Source organism: Marinobacterium lutimaris (genome assembly GCF_900108065.1).
Classification (GTDB): Bacteria; Pseudomonadota; Gammaproteobacteria; order Pseudomonadales; family Balneatricaceae; genus Marinobacterium_D; species Marinobacterium_D lutimaris.
In genome coordinates, this window is record NZ_FNVQ01000001.1 from 1,891,992 (window position 1) to 1,916,644 (window position 24,653).

Annotated in this window: 20 protein-coding genes, 1 tRNA gene and 1 other RNA gene; 10 read left to right on the plus strand and 12 right to left on the minus strand. The window is 58.3% G+C overall.

The window, feature by feature from the left end:
- The first annotated feature begins 228 nt into the window (after positions 1-228).
- Positions 229-312: transfer RNA gene (locus tag C4S72_RS08880), tRNA-Tyr, on the plus strand.
- Positions 313-358: 46 nt separating this feature from the next.
- Positions 359-466: non-coding RNA, RtT sRNA (locus C4S72_RS08885), on the plus strand.
- 327 nt (positions 467-793) lie between these two features.
- Here C4S72_RS08885 and C4S72_RS08895 read toward each other — a convergent pair.
- The 6 genes from C4S72_RS08895 to purE all read right to left on the minus strand — a co-directional run bounded on the left by C4S72_RS08895 (position 794) and on the right by purE (position 5,402).
- Complete coding sequence (locus C4S72_RS08895) at positions 794-2,149, minus strand: DegQ family serine endoprotease (protein ID WP_235009079.1); 1,356 nt, start codon at positions 2,147-2,149, stop codon at positions 794-796.
- 63 nt (positions 2,150-2,212) lie between these two features.
- Entirely contained in the window at positions 2,213-2,533 is a 321-nt protein-coding gene (locus C4S72_RS08900) for an HPF/RaiA family ribosome-associated protein (protein WP_104002660.1), read from the minus strand.
- An 83-nt stretch (positions 2,534-2,616) separates the two neighbouring features.
- Entirely contained in the window at positions 2,617-2,874 is a 258-nt protein-coding gene (locus tag C4S72_RS25640; RefSeq protein ID WP_146071884.1) for a hypothetical protein, read from the minus strand.
- A 118-nt stretch (positions 2,875-2,992) separates the two neighbouring features.
- Entirely contained in the window at positions 2,993-3,556 is a 564-nt protein-coding gene (locus C4S72_RS08905) for a TMEM165/GDT1 family protein (RefSeq protein ID WP_104002661.1), read from the minus strand.
- Positions 3,557-3,833: 277 nt separating this feature from the next.
- A complete protein-coding gene (gene purK, locus C4S72_RS08910; protein ID WP_200826702.1) occupies positions 3,834-4,895 on the minus strand; it encodes a 5-(carboxyamino)imidazole ribonucleotide synthase in 1,062 nt (353 codons plus the stop codon).
- 18 nt (positions 4,896-4,913) lie between these two features.
- Positions 4,914-5,402 carry a 5-(carboxyamino)imidazole ribonucleotide mutase gene (gene purE / locus C4S72_RS08915; RefSeq protein WP_104002662.1) on the minus strand — a complete coding sequence of 163 codons (489 nt, stop codon included), beginning with the start codon at positions 5,400-5,402 and terminating at the stop codon, positions 4,914-4,916.
- 373 nt (positions 5,403-5,775) lie between these two features.
- Between purE and C4S72_RS08920 the strand changes: the two genes are divergently transcribed.
- The 7 genes from C4S72_RS08920 (at position 5,776) to C4S72_RS08950 (ending at position 15,107) form a co-directional block, all read left to right on the plus strand.
- Positions 5,776-6,576 (plus strand): hypothetical protein, encoded by an 801-nt coding sequence (locus C4S72_RS08920; protein WP_104002663.1) that lies wholly within the window; start codon positions 5,776-5,778, stop codon positions 6,574-6,576.
- The gene (locus tag C4S72_RS08925) at positions 6,569-7,336 is read left to right on the plus strand and encodes an ABC transporter ATP-binding protein (protein WP_104002664.1); all 768 of its coding nucleotides are present in this window, start codon (positions 6,569-6,571) and stop codon (positions 7,334-7,336) included. Before C4S72_RS08920 ends, C4S72_RS08925 begins: the two co-directional genes overlap by 8 nt.
- A 50-nt stretch (positions 7,337-7,386) precedes the next feature.
- Complete coding sequence (locus tag C4S72_RS08930; RefSeq protein WP_104002665.1) at positions 7,387-8,313, plus strand: iron-siderophore ABC transporter substrate-binding protein; 927 nt, start codon at positions 7,387-7,389, stop codon at positions 8,311-8,313.
- Positions 8,310-10,277, plus strand: a complete 1,968-nt coding sequence (fhuB, locus tag C4S72_RS08935; RefSeq protein ID WP_104002666.1) for a Fe(3+)-hydroxamate ABC transporter permease FhuB — start codon at positions 8,310-8,312, stop codon at positions 10,275-10,277. Before C4S72_RS08930 ends, fhuB begins: the two co-directional genes overlap by 4 nt.
- Before the next feature lie 50 nt (positions 10,278-10,327).
- Positions 10,328-12,145: an ABC transporter ATP-binding protein gene (locus C4S72_RS08940; protein ID WP_327332593.1), complete on the plus strand. Its 1,818-nt coding sequence runs from the start codon at positions 10,328-10,330 to the stop codon at positions 12,143-12,145.
- A 173-nt stretch (positions 12,146-12,318) separates the two neighbouring features.
- Positions 12,319-14,445, plus strand: a complete 2,127-nt coding sequence (locus tag C4S72_RS08945; RefSeq protein ID WP_104002667.1) for a TonB-dependent siderophore receptor — start codon at positions 12,319-12,321, stop codon at positions 14,443-14,445.
- Positions 14,446-14,546: 101 nt separating this feature from the next.
- Positions 14,547-15,107 carry a hypothetical protein gene (locus C4S72_RS08950; RefSeq protein WP_104002668.1) on the plus strand — a complete coding sequence of 187 codons (561 nt, stop codon included), beginning with the start codon at positions 14,547-14,549 and terminating at the stop codon, positions 15,105-15,107.
- A 14-nt stretch (positions 15,108-15,121) separates the two neighbouring features.
- Here C4S72_RS08950 and C4S72_RS08955 read toward each other — a convergent pair whose 3' ends face one another.
- The 4 genes from C4S72_RS08955 to C4S72_RS08970 all read right to left on the minus strand — a co-directional run bounded on the left by C4S72_RS08955 (position 15,122) and on the right by C4S72_RS08970 (position 20,566).
- Positions 15,122-16,006 carry an AEC family transporter gene (locus tag C4S72_RS08955; RefSeq protein ID WP_104002669.1) on the minus strand — a complete coding sequence of 295 codons (885 nt, stop codon included), beginning with the start codon at positions 16,004-16,006 and terminating at the stop codon, positions 15,122-15,124.
- Positions 16,007-16,180: 174 nt separating this feature from the next.
- Complete coding sequence (locus C4S72_RS08960; protein WP_104002670.1) at positions 16,181-16,660, minus strand: NifB/NifX family molybdenum-iron cluster-binding protein; 480 nt, start codon at positions 16,658-16,660, stop codon at positions 16,181-16,183.
- A 224-nt stretch (positions 16,661-16,884) separates the two neighbouring features.
- A complete protein-coding gene (locus C4S72_RS08965) occupies positions 16,885-18,585 on the minus strand; it encodes an AMP-binding protein (protein WP_327332595.1) in 1,701 nt (566 codons plus the stop codon).
- Between the two features lie 190 nt (positions 18,586-18,775).
- Positions 18,776-20,566 (minus strand): S8 family serine peptidase, encoded by a 1,791-nt coding sequence (locus C4S72_RS08970; protein ID WP_104002671.1) that lies wholly within the window; start codon positions 20,564-20,566, stop codon positions 18,776-18,778.
- Between the two features lie 597 nt (positions 20,567-21,163).
- On the opposite strand from C4S72_RS08970, the gene C4S72_RS08975 reads away from it, so the two are divergent.
- Entirely contained in the window at positions 21,164-23,419 is a 2,256-nt protein-coding gene (locus tag C4S72_RS08975; RefSeq protein ID WP_104003098.1) for an arginine/lysine/ornithine decarboxylase, read from the plus strand.
- Between the two features lie 144 nt (positions 23,420-23,563).
- Here the strand turns inward: C4S72_RS08975 and C4S72_RS08980 are convergent, their stop codons facing one another.
- Positions 23,564-23,929 carry a cupin domain-containing protein gene (locus tag C4S72_RS08980; protein ID WP_104002672.1) on the minus strand — a complete coding sequence of 122 codons (366 nt, stop codon included), beginning with the start codon at positions 23,927-23,929 and terminating at the stop codon, positions 23,564-23,566.
- 334 nt (positions 23,930-24,263) lie between these two features.
- Positions 24,264-24,545, minus strand: a complete 282-nt coding sequence (locus C4S72_RS08985) for a hypothetical protein (protein WP_104002673.1) — start codon at positions 24,543-24,545, stop codon at positions 24,264-24,266.
- Positions 24,546-24,653: the final 108 nt, after the last annotated feature.

Below are 24,653 nucleotides of genomic sequence, written 5' to 3' on the forward strand. Positions count from 1 at the left end.
AGAGACTTTATTTCAAGAGTTGAAATTGTGCGGTTTTGTCGCTCTCACTACAGCCAAAATGGCGGCAGCCCCAGCGCTACGGGGGCTAAGCGGTTGTGCAGGATACAGAAGAAATTTTTTCATTCCAGCAGGAATTTTTACGCGCGTCATGCATATCAAAAAAATGCCAAAATGCGCCAAATGAACACTTTACAGCCCCCGACGAGATCTCTATTATACGCGGCCGCTGGTGGGGTTCCCGAGTGGCCAAAGGGATCAGACTGTAAATCTGACGCGCGAGCTTCGGTGGTTCGAATCCACCCCTCACCACCATTGAATTTCACGACTGAGCCTCGCCTAACCGCGGGGCTTTGTTGCTTCTACGCATACCCGAGGGTGGATGAGAAACACCGGGCGGTTCGAGCCGAGCGCCGACGTCGTGCAGCGCACGACGGCCCGAAGGGGAACAATCCACCCCTCACCACCATTTGAATTTCACGACTGAGCCTCGCCCACCGCGGGGCTTTGTTATTTCTGCACGAACCCAAGGGTGGATGAGAACCACCGAAGGTGGTTCGAGCCGAGCGCCATAGGCGCGAGACGACGCCGTGCAACACACGACGTCCCGAAGGGGAACAATCCACCGCTGACCACCATTTGAATTTCACAACAAAGCCTCGCCTAATCGCGGGGCTTTATTGTTTCTGCGCCAAGCCAGCCATAGCTGCGCGACTTTCCCACCAAAGCTGAACTACCAAACATAAAAAAGGGCCGCCTCAAAGGCAGCCCTTGGATCTATCAGCAGATACAGCGCTTAACGCAGCACCAGGTAAAACACACCACGGCCACGACGAATCTGCAGCAACAGCTTGTCATCAACGCGGGAGAGCACCTGATCCAGGTCCGCAACGGTATTCACCTTGGAGCGGTTGACGCTCAGGATCACATCATCGGAACGCAGGCCGGCCGCAGCAGCCGAGGACTGAGGATCCACTTCAGTGATCACCACGCCCTCGCCGTCCGGCGAGTTGGCAACACCTATCCCCTTAAGCAGCTTATGCAGGCGCACATCACCCGACTGCGAGTCGGACCGCCCTACTTTCACAGCCACAGTCATCGGATCGCCGTCGCGGATGATATCCAGCTTGACCTCATTACCGATACCAGAGAAGGCGATGCGGTGGCGCAGCTGCCCTGCATTCGGGGTGTCCCTGCCATCTACCGACAGGATCACATCACCGGATTTCAGACCCGCCTTCGCGGCTTCAGAGTCTTCCATCACCTCAGTCACCAGCACACCTTTCTGACCATTTTCCAGATCGAAGGCTTCCTGCAGTTCGGGGGTAATGTCCTGGATCGCAACACCGATCTGACCGCGGGTTACCTCGCCATGATCAAGAATCTGGTCCGCCACGCGGCGCATCATGTTGGCCGGGATCGCAAAGCCGATCCCCACGTTGCCGCCGCCCGGAGCGATGATCGCGGTGTTGATACCGATCAGCTCACCGTTCAGGTTGACCAGCGCACCGCCGGAGTTACCCGGATTGATCGAGGCATCGGTCTGGATAAAGTTCTCATACCCTTCAATACCCAGCCCGGTACGTCCCAGCGCACTGACCACACCAGTGGTAATCGTCTGCCCAAGACCAAAGGGATTACCGATGGCTACCACAAAGTCACCCACATTCAGCTTGTCCGAGTTACTGATCGGCAGATCCACCAGCTTGTCCGCCTCGATATGCAAGACGGCGATATCCACTTCCGGATCAGCACCCACCAGGGTCGCTTCAAAGTTGCGACCATCCTCCAGGGACACCTGAATCTCGTCAGCGCCCTTGATGACGTGGTAATTGGTGACGATAGTCCCCTCGCCGGCATCAACGATCACGCCTGAACCGGCACTGGCCTGGCGACGCTGCTGCTGGGGCCGCGCCTGCTGCTCCGGCACATTGAAGAAGCGACGGAAGAACGGGTCGTTCAGGAGAGGGTTATAAACCTTTTGAGTCGAGAAGGTTGCGATGTTGACCACCGCGGGATTTACCTCTTTCAACATCGGCGACAGCGAAGGCAGCTGTTCGCCCTGAGAATCACTGATCGGCAGCGCCGCATTAGCGTTTAACGCCAGCGCTGAACACAACGCAAAAGCACCTAACAACACTCTTTTTTTCATAACAGATTCCTCAGTCATACCTGATCCCTGCATCTAATTAGGGTCAGATAGAAACGATTCAAGTCAGCCAGCACGACGCTTGCGGTTACGACGGTTCAGACTTCCGCTAAGCGCCATATTGAGACGATCAAAGGCATCATCTATGGCCATATCCGGATGCCGCTTGTCGGCACGTATATCCAGATTCTTCTTTTCCTTGCCGCGAAAAGAGATATGGCATTCATAGTTGCAGGCGGGACTACCGTCATAAGCGATGCGGTCGAGCACCACGTCGATACGGCGAGCCTGGCTGGTTTTTGATGCAATTCGATCCAACCGACTCTGAATACGCTGCATCGCAGCCGGGTTATCGATACCGTGACGAAAATTCACTGCAGTAATCATCTGACCTCCCTGACACCGGCACGAACGGACCCTCTCGCCGGCAGGACGTTAATAGCTTTTAAATTCAGAAAGTTAACTTGGGGTCAGATAAACGAGGGAGGAGCGCGAATATGGCGGGTTGTTTCGATACGACCGACACAGTGCCGGCGAGTAGTGATCGCCCGGGTAAAGGGCGTTAAAGGCTCCAGTTGCGATACCGCTGCCGGGCAGACAGCATCGCCACTGGTTGGCGTCAGCGCCAGATCGACATAAGTGGACGAGTCACAGATGGCCAGCTGCTGGCTTACGGCTCCATTAGCCGCGCTCTCTTCTACTCCTGCGAGCAGAGAGAACGTAAGCACAACAAGTGAAACCAGGGCCTTCAAGACTCGTTTCCTCCTACAGGGCCGACCTGGAGCGTATTCCTTTCATAGAGTCATCGAATTCAACAAAGTTCATCCGATCTGTATCTAATATGTTTTATATCTGCGTCAGCGAAGCCACCCCAAGCAGAACAAACAGTCCACAGGCACTCCAGCGCACCCAGTGCAGCGGGATCTTCTGCATCAACCAGCCACCAAACAAGGCCACCGGCACATTGGCCAGCATCATGCCCAGGGTTGTACCTACGACCACAGCGATCAACGCATCTTCATAGCGCGCCGCGAGAATCACGGTGGCGATCTGGGTTTTGTCACCAATCTCGGCAATAAAGAAGAGAATACAGGTCGCTATGAAGGCCCCGTATTTAAGCGCCCCACCCTCTTCGTCATCATCCTTGTCCGGCACCAGCACCCAGAGACCCACCGCAATGAAACTCAGACCGATAATCCAGGGCACCCAGTTTTCCGGAACCCATTCCACCAGCCAGGCACCAAACAGGGCGGATATGCCATGGTTGATCACAGTCGAGATCAGAATGCCGAGAATAATGGCCATACGCTGCGCAGGGAAACGGGCAACGAGAAAGAGAGTAAGCAGCTGCGTTTTATCACCGATTTCGGCAATAGCGACCGCTAGAGTAGAAGAGAGAAAAGCTTCCATTGACAGACTTCCAGGCGGGCATAAACCATAAGACACAACCACGCTGGCCCGCCTAGAGCAGCATGAAGTGTCTTAGGTCTCGTCAAACCGCCGGCTACGTACGGTTGTCACTGCCATGAGCATTGAGGCTCAATTATGTTGACAGTGACGCTCACCGGCTGGGAACCGGAAAGCAGACTACTCCCCCAAGAGAGTGCGCGATATTACCAGTCCGCCCCGCACTGAACAAGAGCCGAACAAGCGCAAAGGGCGGACTGGCAAGTATTACGGTAGAAAATCAGAGCTGTTCGAGACTCCAGTCGAACGCGATCCGATCTTCATCGTCCACCAGCTCTTTCAGAGCCTTCAGACTTTCTTCGAGCTGAGCCAGGGTCGGGCGATTGATATTCACATGACCGACCTTGCGTCCCGGACGCAGGGATTTGCCGTACCAGTGAACATGCACGCCATCGATACCGAGCCACTCGGTTTTCCAGGTGCGGCCCAGCAGGTTGTACATCACCGATACACCCTTGATCTCAGGCTTGATCAGCGGCAGCTCCGCCAGCGCACGCAGGTGCAGCTCAAACTGGCTGATAGTCGCGCCTTCCTGGGTCCAGTGACCGGAGTTATGAACCCGTGGCGCCAGTTCATTGACCAGCAGTTTGCCGTCAACGACAAAGCACTCCATCGCCATCACGCCGATGTAGTTCTGGTCGTCCATGATGCGGCTCAGCCACTCTTCGGCGCTGTCCTGCTGCTCCTGCGGAACATCCAGGCCGGCCACGCTGGCACGCAGGATACCGTTCTCATGCCAGTTGCGGGTCAGCGGATAAAACACCTTCTCGCCCTTGGCGTTACGGGCGCCTACCAGAGACACCTCGTGACTGAACGGGATCATCGCTTCAGCTATGCAGGTTTCAGCCCACTCCGCTTCAACCTCATCACCGCGCTGCCAGCGCCACTGGCCACGACCGTCATAACCGCCACGACGACGTTTAACGACGGCACGCTCACCCAGGCTCTCGAGCTTTTCGGTAAGGCTCGCTTCGCTGTCCAGATCGACCCAGGGAGCGGTCGGCACCTGCAACTGATCCAGCAGGCTCTTTTGACGCTGACGGTCAATCACCGCGTGCAGCGCAGAGGCGTTACGGAAGTTGGGATGGTTCTTCAACTGCAGACCGGTGACCGTGTCAGGCCAGTGCTCGACCTCGACGGTGATCACATCATCCGCGTGCAGGGCAACTTCGATATCCTGGTTGGGCTCAACCGGCATCACCTTCAACTGCATCGGTGCGCCAGCCTGCTGCAGCATCTGGCCCAACTGACCGTTACCGGCCACGACAATTCTTGGCAACATCATTAAACCTGCAATCAGTTAGTCACGGGGATCGGGATTATCGAGCACGGCCTGAGTCTGCTCACGACGCCAGTCACCGATACGCTTACACAGCTCGGCATCTTCCACGGCCAACATCTGTGCCGCCATCAGGCCGGCATTGAACGCACCGGCACCGCCGATAGCCAGAGTACCCACCGGAATACCGCGCGGCATCTGTACGATAGAGAGCAGGCTATCTTTACCGCTCAGTGCCTTGCTCTGCACCGGAACACCCAGTACCGGGAGCAGTGTCTTGGCGGCGATCATGCCCGGCAGGTGAGCCGCACCGCCGGCACCGGCGATGATGACCTTGAACCCGTTCTCGGCGGCATGTTCGGCAAAGTCGAACATTTTATCCGGCGTACGATGAGCCGAAACGACCTCGGTGTGATAAGCCACGCCCAGGGTATCGAGGATTCCTGCGGCTTCTTCCATGGTCGGCCAGTCCGAGCGCGATCCCATCACGATCGCAACTTTTGCACCCATTTGTGTCTCCTGTCACAACACTATTCGGCAGACGGGCCAGGCCTCGACTGCACGCAAAGGGACAAGCGTTCGGGTCAGGTAATAAGACGCTTGCCAACGAAGGCGGGGGATTATAGCAAGCCATCGCCCGAATAAGGAGGCTTGCAGCAAGATCAGGTCGCAAACGGTTGACCAGACCTTCGCTATAGGAAAGAATAAATGAGAATAATTATCTCTTAGATTATTAGTAAATTCTTATTTGTTGATAGGCGATTGGTTGATAGGCAATTGTCAGCGCAGAGGCCGGCACCATTGGTTCTGTGTGTTGTTTGGTAGATCGCTGGATCAATCGCGACATAAATCATTGGATCATCAGTCGTCAGGGAGGCAAGCAGTGGCAATCGATCAAAAGAGTCTCGGGAGCAAATCCTCTGCTTGCGCCGCAACTGCTCTCGACGCCAGCACTCTGCTCGCTCAGCTTAATACCGAGTATCAACGCTTTCTGCCCGGTCTGACACCGTTGTTAAACAAGCAGGACCCGGACGCGCGCTGGGTCGGCAGTGCTGACCTGGACGCCTGCATCAGCGATCTGCTGGCCACCGCCGAACAGCAGAACCCGGAGGCGGGCCCACGCTACTGGCACGCCTACGCCTGGTCGACGCTCAGCTGGCAGCCGGCCGTGCTGTCGCTGCTTGCCGTGCACCGCTTGCACAGCGAACTTCCGCTGGCTGGGCTGGAACAGCAACAGCGCTCCGAGGGCGTTTACGGTTATCGGATTCGTAGTCTGATACCGCCGGCTCCGCCGCAAGGCTCATTAATCAAACGCCAGGCAGGTCTGCTACAGGCCTACCTGGAGCCTATCTTTGCGCGACTCGAATCCAAAGCGTTCAAACGCCGCCTCGGCGAAGGCCTGCTGGCTGACCGTATTCTTGGCTGCCTGCTGCAGTGGCAGCAAGGTCAGGATCTCAATATCACGGAGCTGGCCTCGCAATGGCTGAGCGCACTGAATCTCGACAACGCCAGCCGGCTGATGAGTATTCCGCTGCTGCAGGACCGGGAAGTGCTCGCACTGGACCGCAAGACCTGCTGCCAGTACTTCCGCTGTCAATCGGCAGAGCCCTGCCCCACTTGTCCACGTATTCCGCGCCAGCGCCGGATCAATCAGTTACGTCAGGAATGGAACACCGATGTATAAGCTCGAAAATATCAGGGTACGCCACGGCGAGCGTACCGTTCTCGATCTGGATAGCCTCGAGCTCCCCACCGACCGGGTGACGGTTATCCTCGGCCACAACGGCTCCGGCAAGTCGACGATGATGAACCTGCTGGCACAGCAGAACCGCCCCACAGAAGGTCAGATAAGCCTGCATGGCAAAAAGCTGGAAAGTTACGGCGCCAGACAGTTCGCCCGCAGCGCCGCGTTTATGCCGCAGCGGCTGCCTGGCACCTCCGGCCTTACGGTTAACGAACTGGTCAAACTGGGCCGGTTCCCCTGGCGCGGCCTGATCGGTCGCTGGCAGCAGGAGGACCAGGTAAGCGTTACCGAGGCGCTGCAAGATACCGATATCAGCCAGTATCGCGACACTCTGGTGGATCAGCTTTCCGGCGGTGAACGCCAGCGCGCCTGGGTTTCGATGCTATTGGCGCAAAACGCCCCGCTGCTGCTGCTCGACGAGCCTACCTCAGCCCTGGACCTGTGCCACCAGTATGACCTGCTGGCACTGCTGAAGGGGCTTAACCGTGAACGCCAGCGCGGCGTTATTCTGATCCTGCATGACCTCAACATGGCACTGCGTTTTGCCGATCACATCGTCGGCCTTAAGCAGGGCAAAGTCGCATTCCAGGGCAGCCCGGCAGAGATTCAGGATGAAGCCAGCCTGAGCGACCTTTACAGCATCCCCATCCGCCTGCTGCAACACCCGGAACAGGAAGCTCCCGTGGCGGTGATCGCCTGAACCATCTCCCACCGCGACCGTTTGTTTCACAAGGAGCTACAAGGAATACGATGAAGTCCGCTGTTTCTCTCTGCCTGTTCGGTTTATTGCTGACGCTGAGCCGCACCGGTCTGGCGCTGGAAATCACCGACAGCACCGGCGTCCACCACTTCGATAAGACGCCGCAAAGGGTTATCGCGCTGAGCTGGAACAATGTCGAAAACCTGGTCGAACTGGATATCACGCCGCTGGCCATCGCCGATATCAGTGGCTACAACACCTGGGTTGCGCAACCGACGCTGCCCGAAAAGGTCGCGGACGTGGGCGTAAGACACCAGCCGAGCCTGGAACGAATCGCGCGTCTGAAGCCGGACCTGATCATCATCGGCTCAACTCAGGGCGCCATGCTGCAAAAGCTCAAACTGATCGCGCCGGTGCTCTATTTCGATGATTTCCACGCCGATCACGATAACGAGGAAAGCGCCCGCAGCACCTTTATCAAGCTCGCACGTCTGTTTGATCGCGAAGAGCTGGCACTGAAGAAGCTGGAAAAACAGAAAGCAAAACTGAACGAACTGCGCCAGCAGGTGGCCGACCACTTTAACGGCGAACCGCCCAGCGTCGATGTCGTGCGCCTGACCAACCTGTCCCATGTCTACATCCACGACAGCAACTCCATGGTCCATGCGGCACTGAGCGCGCTTGGGCTGAAGGAGTCGATTTCACTGCCAGCCTCAACCTGGGGCGTGGGCCTGCGTCCCATGACCCAGCTGACCGAGGTGGAAGGCGTACTGTTGCAGATAGAACCCTTCCCGCTTGAAGACAAACTGTTCAACCTGCCGTTCTGGAAGGCGATGCCATTCGCCAACGCCCGGCGTCAGGGCTCAGTGGAGCCGGCCTGGAGCTACGGCGGCATATCATCCCGTTACTACATGGCCGAAAAACTCAGCAAAGCGCTACTTGAGCTGCCGTCCGATGCGCCGGAGGCCAAGCCATGAGCTGCTCTTTAACCCGCGCGCTGTTCCTGCCCTGCGCATTGATCCTGGCCGCGCTGCTTCACCTCTGGCTGGGCTCCGAAATTTCAGCCAGCCAACAGATCGATCTCCTGTTTGGCGCCACGGCCGAAACGCCTCAGGACTTTCAGTTTCTGCAATCGGCCCTGCCGCGCCTGTGCATGGCGCTGATTATCGGCGCGACGCTGGGACTGGCGGGGTCCCTGCTACAGCAGCTGACGCAAAACCGACTGCTGTCACCGATGACTCTTGGTACCTCTTCCGGCGCCTGGCTGTCGCTGCTGGTGCTAACCCTGCTGGTGCCACAGTTCGCCAGCGAGCACCGCGACCTGGCCGCCCTGATCGGCGCGGGCGCCGCCACGGTGATCGTCTTTCTGCTCGCGGGTCGCCTGGGATTTTCCGGGTTACCGATTGTGCTCTCCGGCATGGCGATCAACCTGCTGTTCGCGGCCATTGCCGCAGCGCTGATTCTGCTGAACGACCAATACGCTCAGCCGCTGTTTGTCTGGAGCTCCGGTGACCTGGCGCAGGTCAGCTGGGACAAGGTGATCTGGTTGCTACCGCGTCTGTTGTGGCCGCTGCCGCTGCTGTTCCTGGCGCCCAGAGTGCTGACACTGCTGCGCCTTGGCGAGCAGGGTGCACGGGCACGCGGCATGAACCTGCTGCCGATTTTTGCCCTGTTCCTGCTGCTGGCCCTTTGGTACAGCGCGGTTGCCGTCGCTGCCGCCGGTATCGTTGGCTTTATCGGCCTGTTGACACCGAACCTGGCACGCATCGCCGGCATGCGCAGGGCGGGCTCGGAACTGGCCATGTCGCCGCTGCTGGGCGCACTGCTGCTCACCGCCACCGACAGCCTGGCGATGTTCGCCTCCCAGGGCGGCATCCTGGTCCCCAGCGGCGCTACCGCGGCACTGATCGGTGCGCCGATGCTGGTGTGGCTGCTACGCAAGGGTGAAGGCGGACAGATCGAAGAGAAACCCTGGAGCATCCAGCGTGAACCGAGCCGCTTCACCCTGCCCCTGCTGATCCTGTTTGGCCTGGTCAGCGGCGCTGGCGCGATCTTTCTCGACCACCTCCAGGATGGCTGGATGCTGGCAGTGCCGGAACCGATTATCTGGCAGTTGCGCTGGCCCGGCGTACTCACCGCCCTTTCTGCCGGTACCGGCCTTGCCGTGGCCGGGGTTATCCTGCAGCGGCTGATCCGCAACCCGCTGGCCAGCCCCGATATTCTCGGCATCTCTGCCGGTGCGACGCTGGCGATTATTATTGGCGCGGTCAGTGGCCAGGTGATCAATAGCCCCGGCATGATCTTCAACGCACTAGCCGGCAGCCTCGGCGTACTGGCCCTGCTTCTGCTGCTTAACGCCCGCCAGCAGTTCTCTCCCGGCCGGCTCGCAATGATCGGTATCTCGCTGGCAGCACTGATGGAAGCCTGCCTGCAACTGGTGATGACCCAGGGCGGCGACCGCGCCTTTGCCCTGCTCAGCTGGATGCAGGGTGCCACTTACCTGGTGACCGGCGATAAAGCCCTGATGCTATTTATCGGCTGCATGTTCTGCCTGGGAATCACGCTGTTTGGCGAGCGCGCGCTGACGCTGCTCAGCATCAGTGAAACCGTGGCCCGTGGCCGTGGCCTGGCCACCGGCGCCGCGCGCACCGTTCTGCTCGCCGTGGTCGGCCTGGTCTGCGCACTGGTCACCGCCCTGGTGGGACCCATCGCCTTTATCGGCCTGCTGGCACCGCACCTGGCATCACTGCTTGGTGCCCGCGGCGTGCGTCAGCACCTGCTTTACGCGGCCCTGATCGGCAGCGGCGTGATGCTGCTGTCAGAGGCACTGAGCCGCACGCTGATCCCGCCCAGCACCCTGCCGGTGGGGTCGCTGACCTCGATTATCGGCGGCAGCTACTTTGTTTATCTGCTCTCCCGGCGGCGCTTTGCCAGCGCCTGAGCACCGGATAAATAAGCCCCAAGGATAGAGCCACCAAGGATACGGCCCTGATGAATCTGTTTTCGCTGTTTGAACGTTTTACCAACCCTCTGCCGGAACAGGCCGCGGGAACGCCACCAGACAACCTGGTGGCCTTCGCACGCCAGACCATCCGAGGCTTCGAGAAGCCGCTGCTGGCACTGGGGGCGCTGACGATCTTCCTGGCGATACTCGAAGTCACACTGTTCAACTTCCTTGGCGACCTGGTGGACTGGCTCGGCACCCGCTCTCGCGATACCTTTTTACAGGACGAGGGCGGCACACTGATCGGCATTTCCCTACTGGTGCTGGTTGCGCTGCCGATTGCCGTACTGCTGCACTCCATGCTGTTTCACCAGACCCTGTTTATCAACCACGGCATCTCCGTCACCTGGTCACTGCACCGTTCGCTGCTGGAGCAGAGCTGGTCCTTTTTCCAGAACGAATTTGCCGGCCGCCTGGCCACCCGGGTAGCGCAGACCTCCGAGGCGATACGGGAATCGGTCCTCAAACTGATGGATGTGCTGCTCTATGTCTGCGTCTATCTCACCGGGATGGCGGCACTGGTGTTTTCCGCTGACTGGCGCCTGTCGCTGCCGCTGCTGGGCTGGTTCGTGCTCTATACTCTGCTACTCAAGCGCCAGCTGCCGGAACTGAGTCGGCGCGCCAAGGACCAGGCAGAGGCGCACTCGGGGCTAATGGGCCACCTGGTCGACAGCTACACCAACTTCACCACCCTGAGGCTATTCTCCGATTCCGCCCGGGAAACAAAAGACACCCGCGCGGTGATGCAACGTTTTCTCGATGCGGTCTATCCGTTGATGCGTCATATCACGCGTCTGAACGTGGGGCTCTGGTGGCTTAACGCGCTGCTGATTTTCAGCACCGGTGCGCTGTCGATCTATCTCTGGATGAATGAGAGCATCGGCACAGGCGCCATCGCCATCGCCGTGGCGCTGACGCTGCGAATCAAGTCCATGTCCCAGTTCATCATGTGGGAGGTTTCCAACCTGGCGCGCAATCTCGGCACGGTTCAGGACGGTATCCGCGCCATGTCGCGACCGCTGGAGATCCTGGACGACAGCAACGCCCAGGCGCTTGAGCTCAATGCCGGACAGATCGAGATCGAGCAGCTGCGCTTCGCCTACCCTGAGCAGCCGCCGCTATTTGACGGCCTCGACCTGCAGATCCGCGCCGGCGAAAAGGTGGGCATTATCGGCCGCTCCGGCGCCGGTAAATCGACCCTGATCCACCTGCTGCTGCGTCTGCACGATCCCGAGTCCGGTTGCATCCGCATCGATGAGCAGCGTATCGATCAGGTCACCCAGGCAAGCCTGAGGCGAAACATCGGCGTCGTCACCCAGGACACCTCCCTGCTTCACCGCAGCATCCGCGACAACCTGCTCTACGGCCGCCCCGACGCCGATGAAAGCAAAATGCGTGAAGCGGCGCGGATGACCCGTATCGACGAGTTCATCGAATCCCTGCCTGACGGCTATGACACCCTGGTCGGCGAGCGCGGCGTCAAGCTTTCCGGCGGTCAGCGCCAGCGTATCGCTATCGCCCGAGTGCTGATCAAGGACGCGCCGATCCTGATACTCGATGAAGCCACCTCGGCCCTGGATTCTGAGGTGGAAACCGATATCCAACGTAACCTGGACCAGCTGATGCAAGGCAAAACCGTGGTCGCTATCGCCCATCGGTTGTCTACCATTGCCGCCATGGACCGGCTGATCGTCATGGATGCGGGCCGAATTATCGAACAGGGCACTCATCAGCAGTTGCTGGAGCAAGGCGGCCTCTACGCCAAGCTCTGGTCTCATCAGAGTGGCGGTTTTCTGCCGGACTAGCCCGACTCTTTAACTCTTAACGTTAACGCGTAATTCGTAATTCGTAATTCGTACTTCGTAATTCGTAATTCGTAATTCGTAACCCTGCAACACCGCAGGTTACAGACAAGCAATAACAACAAGCCAACACAATAAATGATAATCATTAACTCTATTATTAGCAGGACGCTATAATGAAGATACATCCCTCTTACCCGGTCTCAGCCCTCACCCTAGCCATCGCAGCACTGATCCACGCACCCTATACCCAGGCTGCCGATCAGCAGGATAACGTCGCACTGGACACTCTGCAGATAAGCGATACCGCGATCGATGGCGGTCAGAGTACCGAGAACACCTACAGATCAGAGTCTTCCGCTGCCGCCACGCGGCTGCAACTGACGGCGAAGGAAACTCCGCAGACCGTCACCACGGTTACCCGTCAGCAGATGGACGACTTTGGTCTGGATGGCGCCAAGGAGGTGCTGGATGCCACCCCTGGCGTCACCGTTGAAAGGGTGGAAACCGACCGCGCTACCTTCACTGCCCGTGGTTTCGATATCCAAAACTTTCAGCAAGATGGTCTCGGCCTGCCGTTTACCCATGACCTGCTCTACGGCGATATGGATACCGCCATGTACGACCGTATCGAAGTGCTGCGCGGCGCCAACGGCCTGATGACCGGCACCGGCTCACCGTCGGCCACGGTCAACTACGTGCGCAAACGCCCCACCGAAAAGTTTCAGGCGCAGGTCAATGCCCGCTACGGCAGTTGGGATAATCGCCGCATCGACGCCGATGTCAGCGGGGCCCTGAACAAAGCGGGAACGGTGCGCGGCCGACTGGTGGGCGCCCACGACGCCGGCGACTCTTACCTGGACCGCTACAGCCGTGAGAACAACCTGTTTTATGGCGTTGTTGAAGCCGACCTGACCGACTCCACGCTACTCACCATCGGCCACAGCCGCCAGACCGTTCAGCCGGATGCCCCGCTCTGGGGAGCCATGCCGCTGTTCTACACCGACGGTTCCGCCACCGATTATGACGTTTCCACCAGTACCGCTACCGACTGGGCTTACCTGGATAACACCCGTGAAGAGAGTTTTGTGGAGCTGCAGCAACGATTCGCCAACGGCTGGCAGCTGAAAGCGAACCTGAGCTATATCGAGAGCAAGACCGACGACGCCCTTTTCTATGTCGCCGGTACGCCGAATGCCACGAACGAGTCCGGACCTTACGCCTACCCTTCCCGCCACTCACAGGATGACGAACAGCTGCTGGGCGATATCTACGCCAGCGGTGGTTTTTCACTGGGCGGCAGAGAGCATGAAGCCGTGCTTGGCGCCAGCTGGTCTTCAACCGAGTCATCTCAGTTAAACAACTTCGGCCAGGGTATAGGCACCCCTCTCGACTGGGGCGATAAGTGGAACGGCAACTATCCAAAGCCCAGCTTTGATGCCAGACAGTCAGCCAGCAGCTGGAAAGACTGGACCCGCAGCGTATACGCCGCCGGCCGCTTCAGCCTGACCGATCAGCTGAACCTGATCGGTGGCGCGCGCTACACATCCCTGCGCACCAAAGGCGACGCCTACAGCGCAAACCAGGACCGCGGCGACAGTGAACTGACACCCTATGCCGGGCTGGTTTATGACCTGACCGAGCGCCATTCGGTTTACGCCAGCTACACCGAGATTTTCCGTCCTCAAAGTGAAACCGATTTAGCCGGCTCGCGTCTCGACCCGGTCATGGGCGATGCCTATGAAGTCGGCCTGAAAAGCACCTGGCTGGATGGCAAACTGGAGACAGGCGCCGCCCTGTTCACCGCGAAACAGTCGGACCTGGCGACCTCCGGTGGCCGCCGCGCCGACAACTCCACTTTCTACGTGGGTGAAGACACCGAGAGCCGCGGCTTTGAGCTCACACTGGCCGGTGAACTGGCGCCACGCTGGCACGCCACCGCCGGTTTTACCTACGTACAGATCGAGGATGATCAGGGAGACGCAATACGCACCTTCATTCCGGCACGCCAGCTGAAACTGGCCACCACCTATCAGCCCGCGGCCCTGCCTCAGGTGAAGATGGGCGCCAGTGTCCGGTGGCAGGACGATATCAAGCGCGAACAGGCTGCCGGCATCACCACCACCCAGGACGCCTACGCCCTGGTGGATCTGATGGCCTCCTACCGTTTCAGCGAAAATCTCAGCGCCCAGTTGAATCTGAACAACCTGACAGATGAGAAGTACCTAAACTCTCTGTACAGCACGCAGAGCTACTATGGCGAGCCCCGCAACGCCAGCCTGAGTGTGAGCTGGAAGTACTGATCGGCGCAAACTGCTCCCTGAAGAGGCATCCCCTGCGGGATGCCTCTTGCCCGGGCCTCGGTTAGAATGACCCCTCAACTCATCTGACAGGGAAACATGGAATGCGCGTATTCACCCGGGCCCGCGGCCTCTCCGTCGCTTTTGCCACGCTAATGCTCGCCGGCTGCGAGTCCATCCCCATGCCGTTTATGGGCGGTGAAGAATCCGACGTACCCGCAACCCCGCGCGCTGCAGAGGTGGAAAAAGAGACGAAAAAGCCTGAGCTGAGCCGCAACGAAAAGGTTGCCCGCGGCCTGAGCGAAGAGCTGGACTGGTTCCCGGACCTGGAACAGCCACTGGCGCAACTGGAAAGCCAGTTTGCCACCGCCAACTCGCCCGAGGCGCGCAACGAAACTCTCTCCAGCGTTGCTTACCTGTACGATACCCAGCTGTTTGTCCTGTTCCAGGATATGCTCGACTTCCTGCCCCGCGATGCCCGGGTCAAGGAGCTGACCGAGCAGAATGCCTGGCTTGACCGTCGCCGTTCGGCGATGACCCGTGCATTCCTGCAGTTTGACGATGAAAACGAGGCCCGCATCGCCGCAGGTCAGGCATTTATCGAAGCGACCCAGGCACGTATCGAAGAGATCGAGAAAAAGCGCGACCTGATCATCATCAAGTAACACCCTCCCGCAAGCTACAACCAGAAATGGGCCAGGATGCCGACCACCACGAAGGAGGCCGGCATCGATAGCAGAATCAAACCTGCCACCCGCTCGGTGGGCCCTTCGTAACGCACGGTCAGGATATAACTGATCACCGCCACCGGCATCACCGCCTGAATCATCAGCACCCGCGCATCCAACTCATTGAGCCCCAGCAGCCAGATCACCGCCAACGCACTGACCAGTCCAACCAGCGGGCGATAGGCCGACATCAGCAGCAACGGCGTCCACTGAGTGGAGCGGCCAAGCTTCAGTGCCGCCAACGAACGTCCGAGCAACAGCAGCATGATCGGCAGGGTCATCCCACCCACCATATCCAGGGTGCGCATCACAAACTCCGGTGGTTGCACCTCAAAACCCAGCAACACAGCGGCCAGTACCAGCGCCAGTGCGGGGGCGTTACGCAGCATCTGTCGCGGCGCAAAGCTGCCCGACATCACCGACACGCCGAGAGTGAAATGGCTGATGGTCACCACCGATGACACCACTACCGCCACCGCCAGCGCGTCCTCACCTAGCAGCGCGTAGGAGACCGGTATTCCCAGGTTGCCGGTATTCGGGTTGACCAGTACCGAGAGATATCGCCGCACCGACTGGCCGCAAAGTCGCAGCACCGGCCAGGTAATCAGCGCAGACAAGGCCAGCGTGGCGACCATTGCCAGCAGAATCCGCCCCATGCCGGAGAGGTCCATCTCCATGCTCAATAGTGAATGCAGCAAAAGCGCGGGCAGACCGATATTGGTGACCATGGCGCCCAGGGAGGGATTATTGAGCCATTCAGTTTTACGGCTAAGCAGTGCGCCTAAAGCGGCGATCAGAATGACCGGCAGAATCGGAACGAGGAAGGCTTGAAACATCGGGCAGGCGTATCCTTACAGGCTGAGCGACAGAGGCGGGGAACAGGCGGGCTAGCAAAATATGACCCGGCATAGCGAAGCGCCGGTCAGAATTGACCAGCGCCTGGATCGGTTCCTAAACGCCGTCCGAGCGGCGTCCCAAGCTCTGTATTATGCGCCTATACCCAGGGGATTTCAGCCATCCCAACCCTCATCCTCCATCTGGTCGAAGCGGTCATCACCGCCGCCCGCCTTGCGCTTGAGGATATTTGCCAGCCAGAATTCAGGGGATCCACTGGCCAGCTCCGTCTGCAGCGCCTCCACCAGCTCCTCCACATCCGGGCCGCCCTTCACCTTGATCGGGTTGATACCCAGGGTCACCAGTTGGCGGGTGGCTGAACCGCCAATGGAGCCGCAGTAGACCACATCGGCACCCACCAGCCAGGCCATCTTCGGTTTGAGCTTGTCTTCGTTACCATCCTTCTTCTCATAGCCAAAGTCATGGCTGGCGATCAGCTCGGCACTCTCTGCCGTGATCGCCCAGGCATAAAACGCCTGCGCCGAACCAAAGTGCTGATCGACCATCTCACCATCCTGAGAGGCAAAGGCCACGATCAGTGCCTGGGGATCGCTGACCGCATCGGCCACGCACTGGAAGCTGATATCTGTGCTCATACCTATCTCCTAGCAGAGGGCTTCCGACGCTGGCCGGAGGCGGGTGTACGGGCTGGTTTGGCAACCCGTTTGCTAAACCATTGCAAACCGCACACCAGCAGACCGCAATGAGATAGCACCCGTTAATTCAGAGACTTAGTACGCTTTTGATAGAGTGGTAGAGAATGCGGACCGGCGCCTGGTTGTCGTAAAAGCGACAACAATGCGCCGGCCCACAGCAGGAATCAGGCGCTGCGACGCGCCTGTGCTGCATCCGCCGCGGGCGGTGCGTCACGAAGATGGCGACGAATCACCTTGCCCACCGGGGACTTGGGCAGTTCGGTAACCAGCTCAACCTCCCGCGGCACCTTATAAGCCGTAAGATGGCGGCGGCACCATTCGCGGATAGCTGCACGATCCAGCGACGGGGAGTTACTCACCACGAAGAGTTTTACCCGCTCACCACTGTCCGGGTCGGGCACACCGATGGCGGCACATTCAATAACCTGGGGATGAGCACAGACCACATCCTCCACCTCGTTGGGATACACATTGAAGCCGGAGACAATGATCATATCCTTGGCACGATCGACAATACGCAGGTAACCGTCGCTCTGCTGCACCGCGATGTCGCCGGTCTTCAGGAATCCATCCTCGGTGAGCACCTCATGCGTCTCGTCTGGCCGCTGCCAGTAACCGGCCATCACCTGCGGCCCACGCACACAGAGCATGCCGGGCACGCCATCTGGCTGTTGCCTGCCCTCTTCATCCACCACCTTCACCTCGGTGTGCGGCAGCGCCAGGCCGATGGTGCCAGGCTGGATGGCATGGCGCGGATTGATCGCCACCGCCGGGGACGCCTCGGTCAAGCCATAGGCCTCCATGATCGGGCAGCCGGTCACCTTCTCCCAGCGATTGGCCGCATCCCGTGTCAGCGCCATGCCACCCGACAGGGTCAGCTCCAGCCGACTGAAATCCAGTTGCCGGAAGGTCTCGCGGTTACACAGGGCATTGAACAGCGTATTCAGGCCCATGAAGGCCGTCATCGGCCAGTGCGCTATTTCCCGCACCAGCGAATCGATATCGCGGGGGTTGGCCACCAGCACGCAGTGTCCGCCCGAGGCCATGATGATCTGCGATACGGTAAAGGCATAGATATGGTAGAGCGGCAGCGGCAGCAGCACGTTCTCCGCCCAGCCGGTGCCTTCACTGTTGATGAAGTCATAACCCTGCATAAGGTTGGAGAGCAGATTTCCCTGAGTCAGCATCGCGCCCTTGGCGACACCGGTGGTGCCGCCGGTGTACTGCAGCACCGCCAGATCATGCAGGCCCGGTTTTACCGGATCCGGCCTTTCGCCCAGATGTTCAAGTAAAACGTCTCTGAGACCCAGCGCTCCCGGCAGATAGAAATCCGGCTCGAGGTGCTTGATGTACTTGATGGCGGCATTGAGCAGAGTGCGTTTTACAAAGCCGTGCAGGTCGCCCACCTGGGTGACGAACAGGTGGCTCAACTGGGTGCGATCCAGTATCGCCTCCGCCTTGTGGGCCATGCTCTTGTGAATCACCAGTGCTCGGGCGCCGGAATCGACGAACTGATGCGCCATCTCTTCAGAGGTGTAGAGCGGATTGGTATTGACCACCACCAGACCGGCACGCAGCGCGCCGAACAATACCACCGGATACTGGATCAGATTCGGCAGCTGGATGGCGATACGGTCGCCGGGTCGAAGATCGGTATTACGCTGGATATGTACGGCAAACGCCGCGGAGAGTTGCTCCAGCTCGGCATAGTTGAGGGTACGGCCAAAACTGGTGAAGGCGGGTTTATCAGCGTAACGGGCGCAGGTGCGCTCGAAAAAATCAACGAGATTGGAGTAAGCCCAGCGGTTCAACCCCGCCGGCAAGGTCGAATAAGAAGTTGCGTAGGGATTGATACTGCCCATCATAACTGCGCCCTCCGGGTTATTATTTTTTTGGGCGATCTACTGTCTATAGCTTAGCCTGCTCCGTTTGGCTGTCACGCCGGAAACTCAAAAATCATGCATGAGAAGATACCGATATTATTATCCCGAAACTGCAATACAGATAAAAAACAGGGCGCCCATTGGCACCCTTGTTTTTGCTGGTGATACCGGCTCAGCGGCACTTGGGACCATTGCCCTTACAAGTGCTTGATCCATCGCCAGATCCACCACCGGAGTCCCCCCCTGTTGCGGCAGGCGCCACCGTCACTTCACTACTGTAATTCCAGGCTGAATCCCCCACCGAGTTATAAGCCTGAACTCTGTATTTATAGGTTCCATCGAGTCCGGAATCCTCATAAGCCACTGCATCGATTTCAGCGACAAGGCTGTAGCCCGACCATTTGTTTTTGCGGTTTAGCTGGGCGCGCTCAAGGCGGAAGCCGGTCTCATTATCGCTCTGGTCGGACCAGCTCAGCGTTATAGACCCATCGCCGACTGCGCCAAATCCGAGGTTAGTGGGCGCCTGCGGTGGCGCAGGTTCCGGCGCGATGGTGCCGCCGCCGGCGAGAGTCAGAGCATTGCCCGCCGTTAACAGCCCATCGCCGCAAAGAGTGCAGTTTCCGGGGAAGTTCCGGGCACTGGCTTTCAACACTGCCTCAACCTCAGCGGGAGTGATGCCGGGATCCTTGATGTAAAGCAGCGCGGCCACGGCCGCCGCATGTGGCGCCGCCATGCTGGTGCCCTGGTAGAAAGCGTAGGTATCGAGGCCTGGCGAGGTGAGACCCTCATTCAACGTCGACAGCACACCGGCACTGGCATCGGTGCTCTTGTCCCCACCGGGTGCGGCCAGGTCTACAACCTCTCCAAAATTAGAGTAATAAGCACGGTCGCCGGTACGCCCTGTCGCAGCGACGGAGATAACATTGGCGCAGCTTGCCGGTGAATAGTTCGCCGCATCGGCATTGGAGTTACCCGCCGCAACAACAACGGTTGTGTTCGCCTTCACGGCATCATTGATGGCCAACTGGTACTCGGAGTCTGGCTTGCAGGCGCCGCTGCCACCCAGACTCATATTGATCACCTGCACCGGCTGATCGATGTTCGAGACGCCCTCTACGTCATACCCCGCCGCCCAGCGGATGGCATCGGCGATATCGGAGGCGTACCCCCCGCACTGCCCCAGCGCACGTACCGGCACCACCTTGATCAGGTTATAGCCGATACCGGCAACGCCTTTACCGTTATTTGTCACGGCCGCCAGCGTTCCGGCCACATGGGTACCGTGCCAACTGCTGTCACTGGGTAGCGAGCCCAGGTAGCAGTAATTACGCGTCGTCCAGTCGCCGGGATCCCGGGCATCCTGATCACGGCCATCGCCGTCGTTGGATATATCGGGATCATGCACCATATCGACCCCGCTCAGCAGGTTGGCCGCAAGATCAGCATGCTCGGTGTAACCGGTGTCGATCACGGCAACACGCACCTCGTGATCGTTAGAATCCAACTGAGCCCAGGCCCCTGGCGCATCCATGCCGGCACTGCCGAAGTAGTGCCACTGCAGCTGATAAACCGGCGAGCCATCGGACAAGAGAATACCTTCAGCTGGTGGGTCGGCGAGCGCCTCATTGGCAAACATCATCTCGTCGGCAGCCGCATAGCGTACGCCGGAGGTCGCCATCAGCGCCTTGGCATAACCCGTCACCTGCGGCAGGGATTCGCGGGAAGGGAGTTTGTAGATCGTCGAACCCAGCGAGGTTTCGCGCACATAGATCAACTCTTTGCCGACGATCTCGGACAGACCACGCGCCTTGGCTTTCCCTCTGGTCCACTGGTCGTCAAAGCGCACAATCAGTTGATCGGTGCGGTTGTGCGGCTGAGCCGCCAGTGCGGTTTCAGCCATTAAAGGGCTGATGCCGAGCACCAGGGCAGCAGCGCCCGGAACTATGACTTTTGGGGCTATCATTCTTGGGACTATGACTCTTGGAGCAGTGACTCTGGCTAGTACAGCCTTGGAAACTGCAGACTTTGAAGCTGCAATCCAGGAAAAGACAGGTCTCATTGTTATTATCCTTAGACAGATTCGCTGAAAGCATTATTAGCCGCTTATCTTATCTATAGCGACCGAGAACCCATCCGGTTCAGCCAGAAATTTTCATCAAAAGCCCTGTTAAGCGTAGATGTATTCATAGTGAGGACAGGCTTCGCGTTCACCGGACTCTGGCCACCCGGCATGGCCAAGATCGCGACCGCCGAGAGCACGAATGGCTGCTATCCTCATTGCAGGCTCCTCCAGACGCTGGAGGTTAATTCGCAGGCATGGAGGTTAGTGGCAAGCTGGAAGGTGAATGGAGACACGTGGGCACACAAGCAGTGGCATGAAAACGATTTGACAGGGGAACTCGCACTCTCCTACTGCCTCAAAGGGTGTCAATACCTACCGGTAGGTAGATTTAATTTATACTTCACCAACGCGCTGTTACACTAGCTCGCACCTGCCATCCCCTCTTGTTTAAGAGGCTTCGGGCAGCAATTAACTCATATGCAGATACAGGCAAAGTGGATGAAATTTCGTTTCCCCGTTGTCATCATCGATGAAGATTTTCGTGCCGAGAACATCTCCGGCTCTGGTGTTCGCGACCTCGCCGAGGCGATCAAAAATGAGGGTATGGAAGTCGTTGGCTTTACCAGCTACGGCGACCTGACCTCCTTCGCCCAGCAAGCCAGCCGCGCTTCCTGTTTTATCCTTTCCATTGACGATGAAGAGTTCGGCGGCGGCACCGACGAAGACATCAGCATCGCGCTGAAATCGGTGCGCGACTTTATCGTCGAGGTGCGCAAGCGCAACAACGATATTCCGATCTTCCTTTACGGCGAGACCCGTACCTCGCGCTCTATCCCCAACGATATCCTGCGTGAGCTGCACGGCTTTATCCATATGTTCGAGGATACGCCGGAGTTCGTCGCCCGCCATATCATCCGCGAGGCACGCAAGTATCTGGATAACCTGGCGCCGCCTTTCTTCCGCGCGTTGATGGACTACGCCAGCGATTCCTCCTACTCCTGGCACTGCCCGGGCCACTCCGGCGGCGTCGCTTTCCTGAAGAGCCCGGTGGGCCAGATGTTCCACCAGTTCTTTGGCGAGAACATGCTGCGCGCCGACGTCTGTAACGCCGTCGATGAACTGGGCCAGCTGCTCGATCACACCGGCCCCGTCTCCAGCAGTGAGGCGAACGCCGCGCGCATCTTCAACAGCGATCACCTGTTCTTCGTCACCAACGGTACCTCCACCTCCAACAAGGTGGTCTGGCACTCGACCGTGGCGCCGGGCGATATCGTTGTCGTAGACCGTAACTGCCACAAGTCGATCCTGCACTCGATCATCATGACCGGGGCTATTCCCGTGTTCCTGATGCCGACGCGCAACCACTACGGCATCATCGGCCCGATCCCGAAAAGCGAGTTCGATCCGGAAACCATCCGCAAGAAGATCGAGGCCAACCCCTTTGCCCGCGAGGCGAAGAACAAGAAGCCGCGTATCCTGACCATTACGCAGAGTACCTACGATGGCATCCTCTACAACGTGGAGACCATCAAGGCGATGCTCGGTAACAGCATCGATACGCTGCACTTTGACGAGGCCTGGCTGCCGCACGCCACCTTCCACCCCTTCTATCGCAACATGCATGCGATCGGTGAAGGGCGTCCGCGTTCGGATGAAACCCTGGTGTTCGCGACCCAGTCCACCCACAAGCTGCTGGCCGGCCTGTCCCAGGCTTCGCAGATCCTGGTGCAGGATGGCAAGAACCGTAAGCTGGACACCCACCGCTTCAACGAGTCATACCTGATGCACTCGTCCACCAGCCCGCAGTACTCCATCATCGCCTCCTGCGATGTGGCAGCGGCAATGATGGAGCCTCCGGGCGGCAAGGCACTGGTTGAAGAATCCCTGCACGAAGCGATCGAGTTCCGCCGCGCCATGCTCAAGGTGGACGCGGAGTTCGGCAAGGACGACTGGTGGTTCAAGGTGTGGGGGCCGACACCCAAGTCCGACGAGGGCATTGGTGACCGCGATGACTGGATCATCCACGAAGGCGACACCTGGCACGGCTTCGGCAATATCGAGTCTGGCTTCAACATGCTCGACCCGATCAAGTCCACCATCATCACACCGGGGCTGGATCTGGACGGCGAGTTTGCCGATGACGGTATCCCTGCCGCTATCGTCAGCAAATACCTGGCCGAGCACGGCATCATCATCGAGAAGACCGGGCTCTATTCGTTCTTCATCATGTTCACCATCGGCATTACCAAGGGCCGCTGGAACTCCATGGTGACCGAGCTGCAGCAGTTCAAGGACGATTACGACCAGAACCTGCCGATGTGGCGCGTAATGCCGGAGTTTGCCGCCAAGTTCCCGCAGTACGAGCGTGTCGGCCTGCGTGACCTGTGCAGCGCGATCCACAGCGTGTACAAGGAGTACAACGTGGCGCGGATCACCACCGACATGTACCTGTCCAACATCGAACCGGCGATGACACCGGCCGATGCCTGGGCGAAGATGGCACACCGCGACGTGGAGCGGGTATCGATCGACGAACTGGAAGGCCGGGTAACCGCCATGCTGGTCACCCCCTACCCGCCGGGAATTCCGCTGCTGGTACCGGGTGAGCGTTTCAACAGCACCATCATCGATTACCTGAAGTTCGCGCGTGATTTCAACGCCCGCTTCCCGGGCTTTGAAACCGATGTCCACGGCCTCGTACGTGAGATCGTGGATGGCGAAGAGCGTTACTTTGTCGACGTAGTTAAAGATTGAGAACGACTCGACTGGCGCTCTCCCGACTCTTTAGGTAAGCTGCTTCAACCCGCCTGGACACTATTCTCGATGGTGTCCAGGCGGATCGCCAAGTGCTAAAAGCCCGCCTTCAAACGATGTTATGCCGAGCGGCAAACGCTGCTGTTACGACGTTTTCTCGTAAACAATAAACCGCTTTTTCGTCGCTTCAACCACTTTCCAGGTTCCGCTAAAACCTGCCGGGATGACAAACTCATCCTTCTCTTTAACGGTAAATACTTCCCCTTCCGCGGAGGTAATCACACTTTCACCCTCAAGGATGCAGCAATACTCCTCCTCGGTATAACTGACTCGCCATTCACCGATTTCACTGGCCCAGATACCCGCAAAGAACTGCGCGCTTTTATCCTGATATTCAACCCATAATGACTGCTTGGGGTTACCGCTGATCAGCTTCTCTTGATCGATATAGTACTCTTCCACTGCAACGCTCGGGGCAGCGGCGAGCATCAGAGGTTTAAGCCCTGGCATAAGATTCTCCTGAGATTAATATTGAGCCGATTGTCGCTGAATGCAGGGATACTGAACATCTACCCTAAGGGGTATATATGCGCATAAATAGCGCCAAGGGAGAGCTAACAAACGACGCAGATCAGCTATTGCGGACATCAGGACGAACGTGAACCGTCGTTTCTGAAGCCAGACCCGATACAGGCAGGTGTGAGTTACAACGAGCTGGTACAACGAACAGGTACCAGTGAAAAGAGACAGGGAAAATCGGTTGCGCCCAACTGATAGCTATCAGTGTCAGCCAACCTGAACCTGCGACCGAGATTGGTCGCAGGGGCGAAATAGATCCAAGGGATCAGCTCTGGGTCGGAGTTTCTTCTTTTTCTTTTTTCTCGACCGCCTGCTTCAACGCTTTGCGCTCAGACTTGCTGAGCCACTTATCGATCCACTCCTCGATCTGAGAGCGCTTGGAAGAGGTCTTGCACCATTCCTTATAGGCCTTTACATGCTTCTTGCTGACCCCTGGCTTGCCGTCTTCCTTCTCGGCAATGCACTTTTCGGGAAACAGCGGGTTGTTGGCGAACTGGCGATCGACCCACCAGCCAACTACTCCTTTATCACCCTTGCTCAACTTCATCGAATAACCTCGGTTGAATAAAATATTGCGCGGCAGATTCTACAACCATAGGCGCGTATTTCGATGACAGTTTGATTAAAAACACCCTATACATTGGTACTACAACGT

Coding starts and splice junctions, on each gene's coding strand:
- C4S72_RS08985 (WP_104002673.1), bottom strand. CDS start 24,545: ATGAAGTTGAGCAAGGGTGATAAAGGAGTAGTTGGCTGGTGGGTCGAT.
- C4S72_RS08955 (WP_104002669.1), bottom strand. CDS start 16,006: ATGTTTCAAGCCTTCCTCGTTCCGATTCTGCCGGTCATTCTGATCGCC.
- C4S72_RS08930 (WP_104002665.1), top strand. CDS start 7,387: ATGAAGTCCGCTGTTTCTCTCTGCCTGTTCGGTTTATTGCTGACGCTG.
- fhuB (WP_104002666.1), top strand. CDS start 8,310: ATGAGCTGCTCTTTAACCCGCGCGCTGTTCCTGCCCTGCGCATTGATC.
- purK (WP_200826702.1), bottom strand. CDS start 4,895: ATGTTGCCAAGAATTGTCGTGGCCGGTAACGGTCAGTTGGGCCAGATG.
- C4S72_RS08895 (WP_235009079.1), bottom strand. CDS start 2,149: ATGAAAAAAAGAGTGTTGTTAGGTGCTTTTGCGTTGTGTTCAGCGCTG.
- C4S72_RS08965 (WP_327332595.1), bottom strand. CDS start 18,585: ATGATGGGCAGTATCAATCCCTACGCAACTTCTTATTCGACCTTGCCG.
- C4S72_RS08925 (WP_104002664.1), top strand. CDS start 6,569: ATGTATAAGCTCGAAAATATCAGGGTACGCCACGGCGAGCGTACCGTT.
- C4S72_RS08940 (WP_327332593.1), top strand. CDS start 10,328: ATGAATCTGTTTTCGCTGTTTGAACGTTTTACCAACCCTCTGCCGGAA.
- C4S72_RS08975 (WP_104003098.1), top strand. CDS start 21,164: ATGAAATTTCGTTTCCCCGTTGTCATCATCGATGAAGATTTTCGTGCC.
- C4S72_RS08960 (WP_104002670.1), bottom strand. CDS start 16,660: ATGAGCACAGATATCAGCTTCCAGTGCGTGGCCGATGCGGTCAGCGAT.
- purE (WP_104002662.1), bottom strand. CDS start 5,402: ATGGGTGCAAAAGTTGCGATCGTGATGGGATCGCGCTCGGACTGGCCG.
- C4S72_RS08970 (WP_104002671.1), bottom strand. CDS start 20,566: ATGATAGCCCCAAAAGTCATAGTTCCGGGCGCTGCTGCCCTGGTGCTC.
- C4S72_RS08950 (WP_104002668.1), top strand. CDS start 14,547: ATGCGCGTATTCACCCGGGCCCGCGGCCTCTCCGTCGCTTTTGCCACG.
- C4S72_RS08945 (WP_104002667.1), top strand. CDS start 12,319: ATGAAGATACATCCCTCTTACCCGGTCTCAGCCCTCACCCTAGCCATC.
- C4S72_RS08980 (WP_104002672.1), bottom strand. CDS start 23,929: ATGCCAGGGCTTAAACCTCTGATGCTCGCCGCTGCCCCGAGCGTTGCA.
- C4S72_RS08905 (WP_104002661.1), bottom strand. CDS start 3,556: ATGGAAGCTTTTCTCTCTTCTACTCTAGCGGTCGCTATTGCCGAAATC.
- C4S72_RS08900 (WP_104002660.1), bottom strand. CDS start 2,533: ATGATTACTGCAGTGAATTTTCGTCACGGTATCGATAACCCGGCTGCG.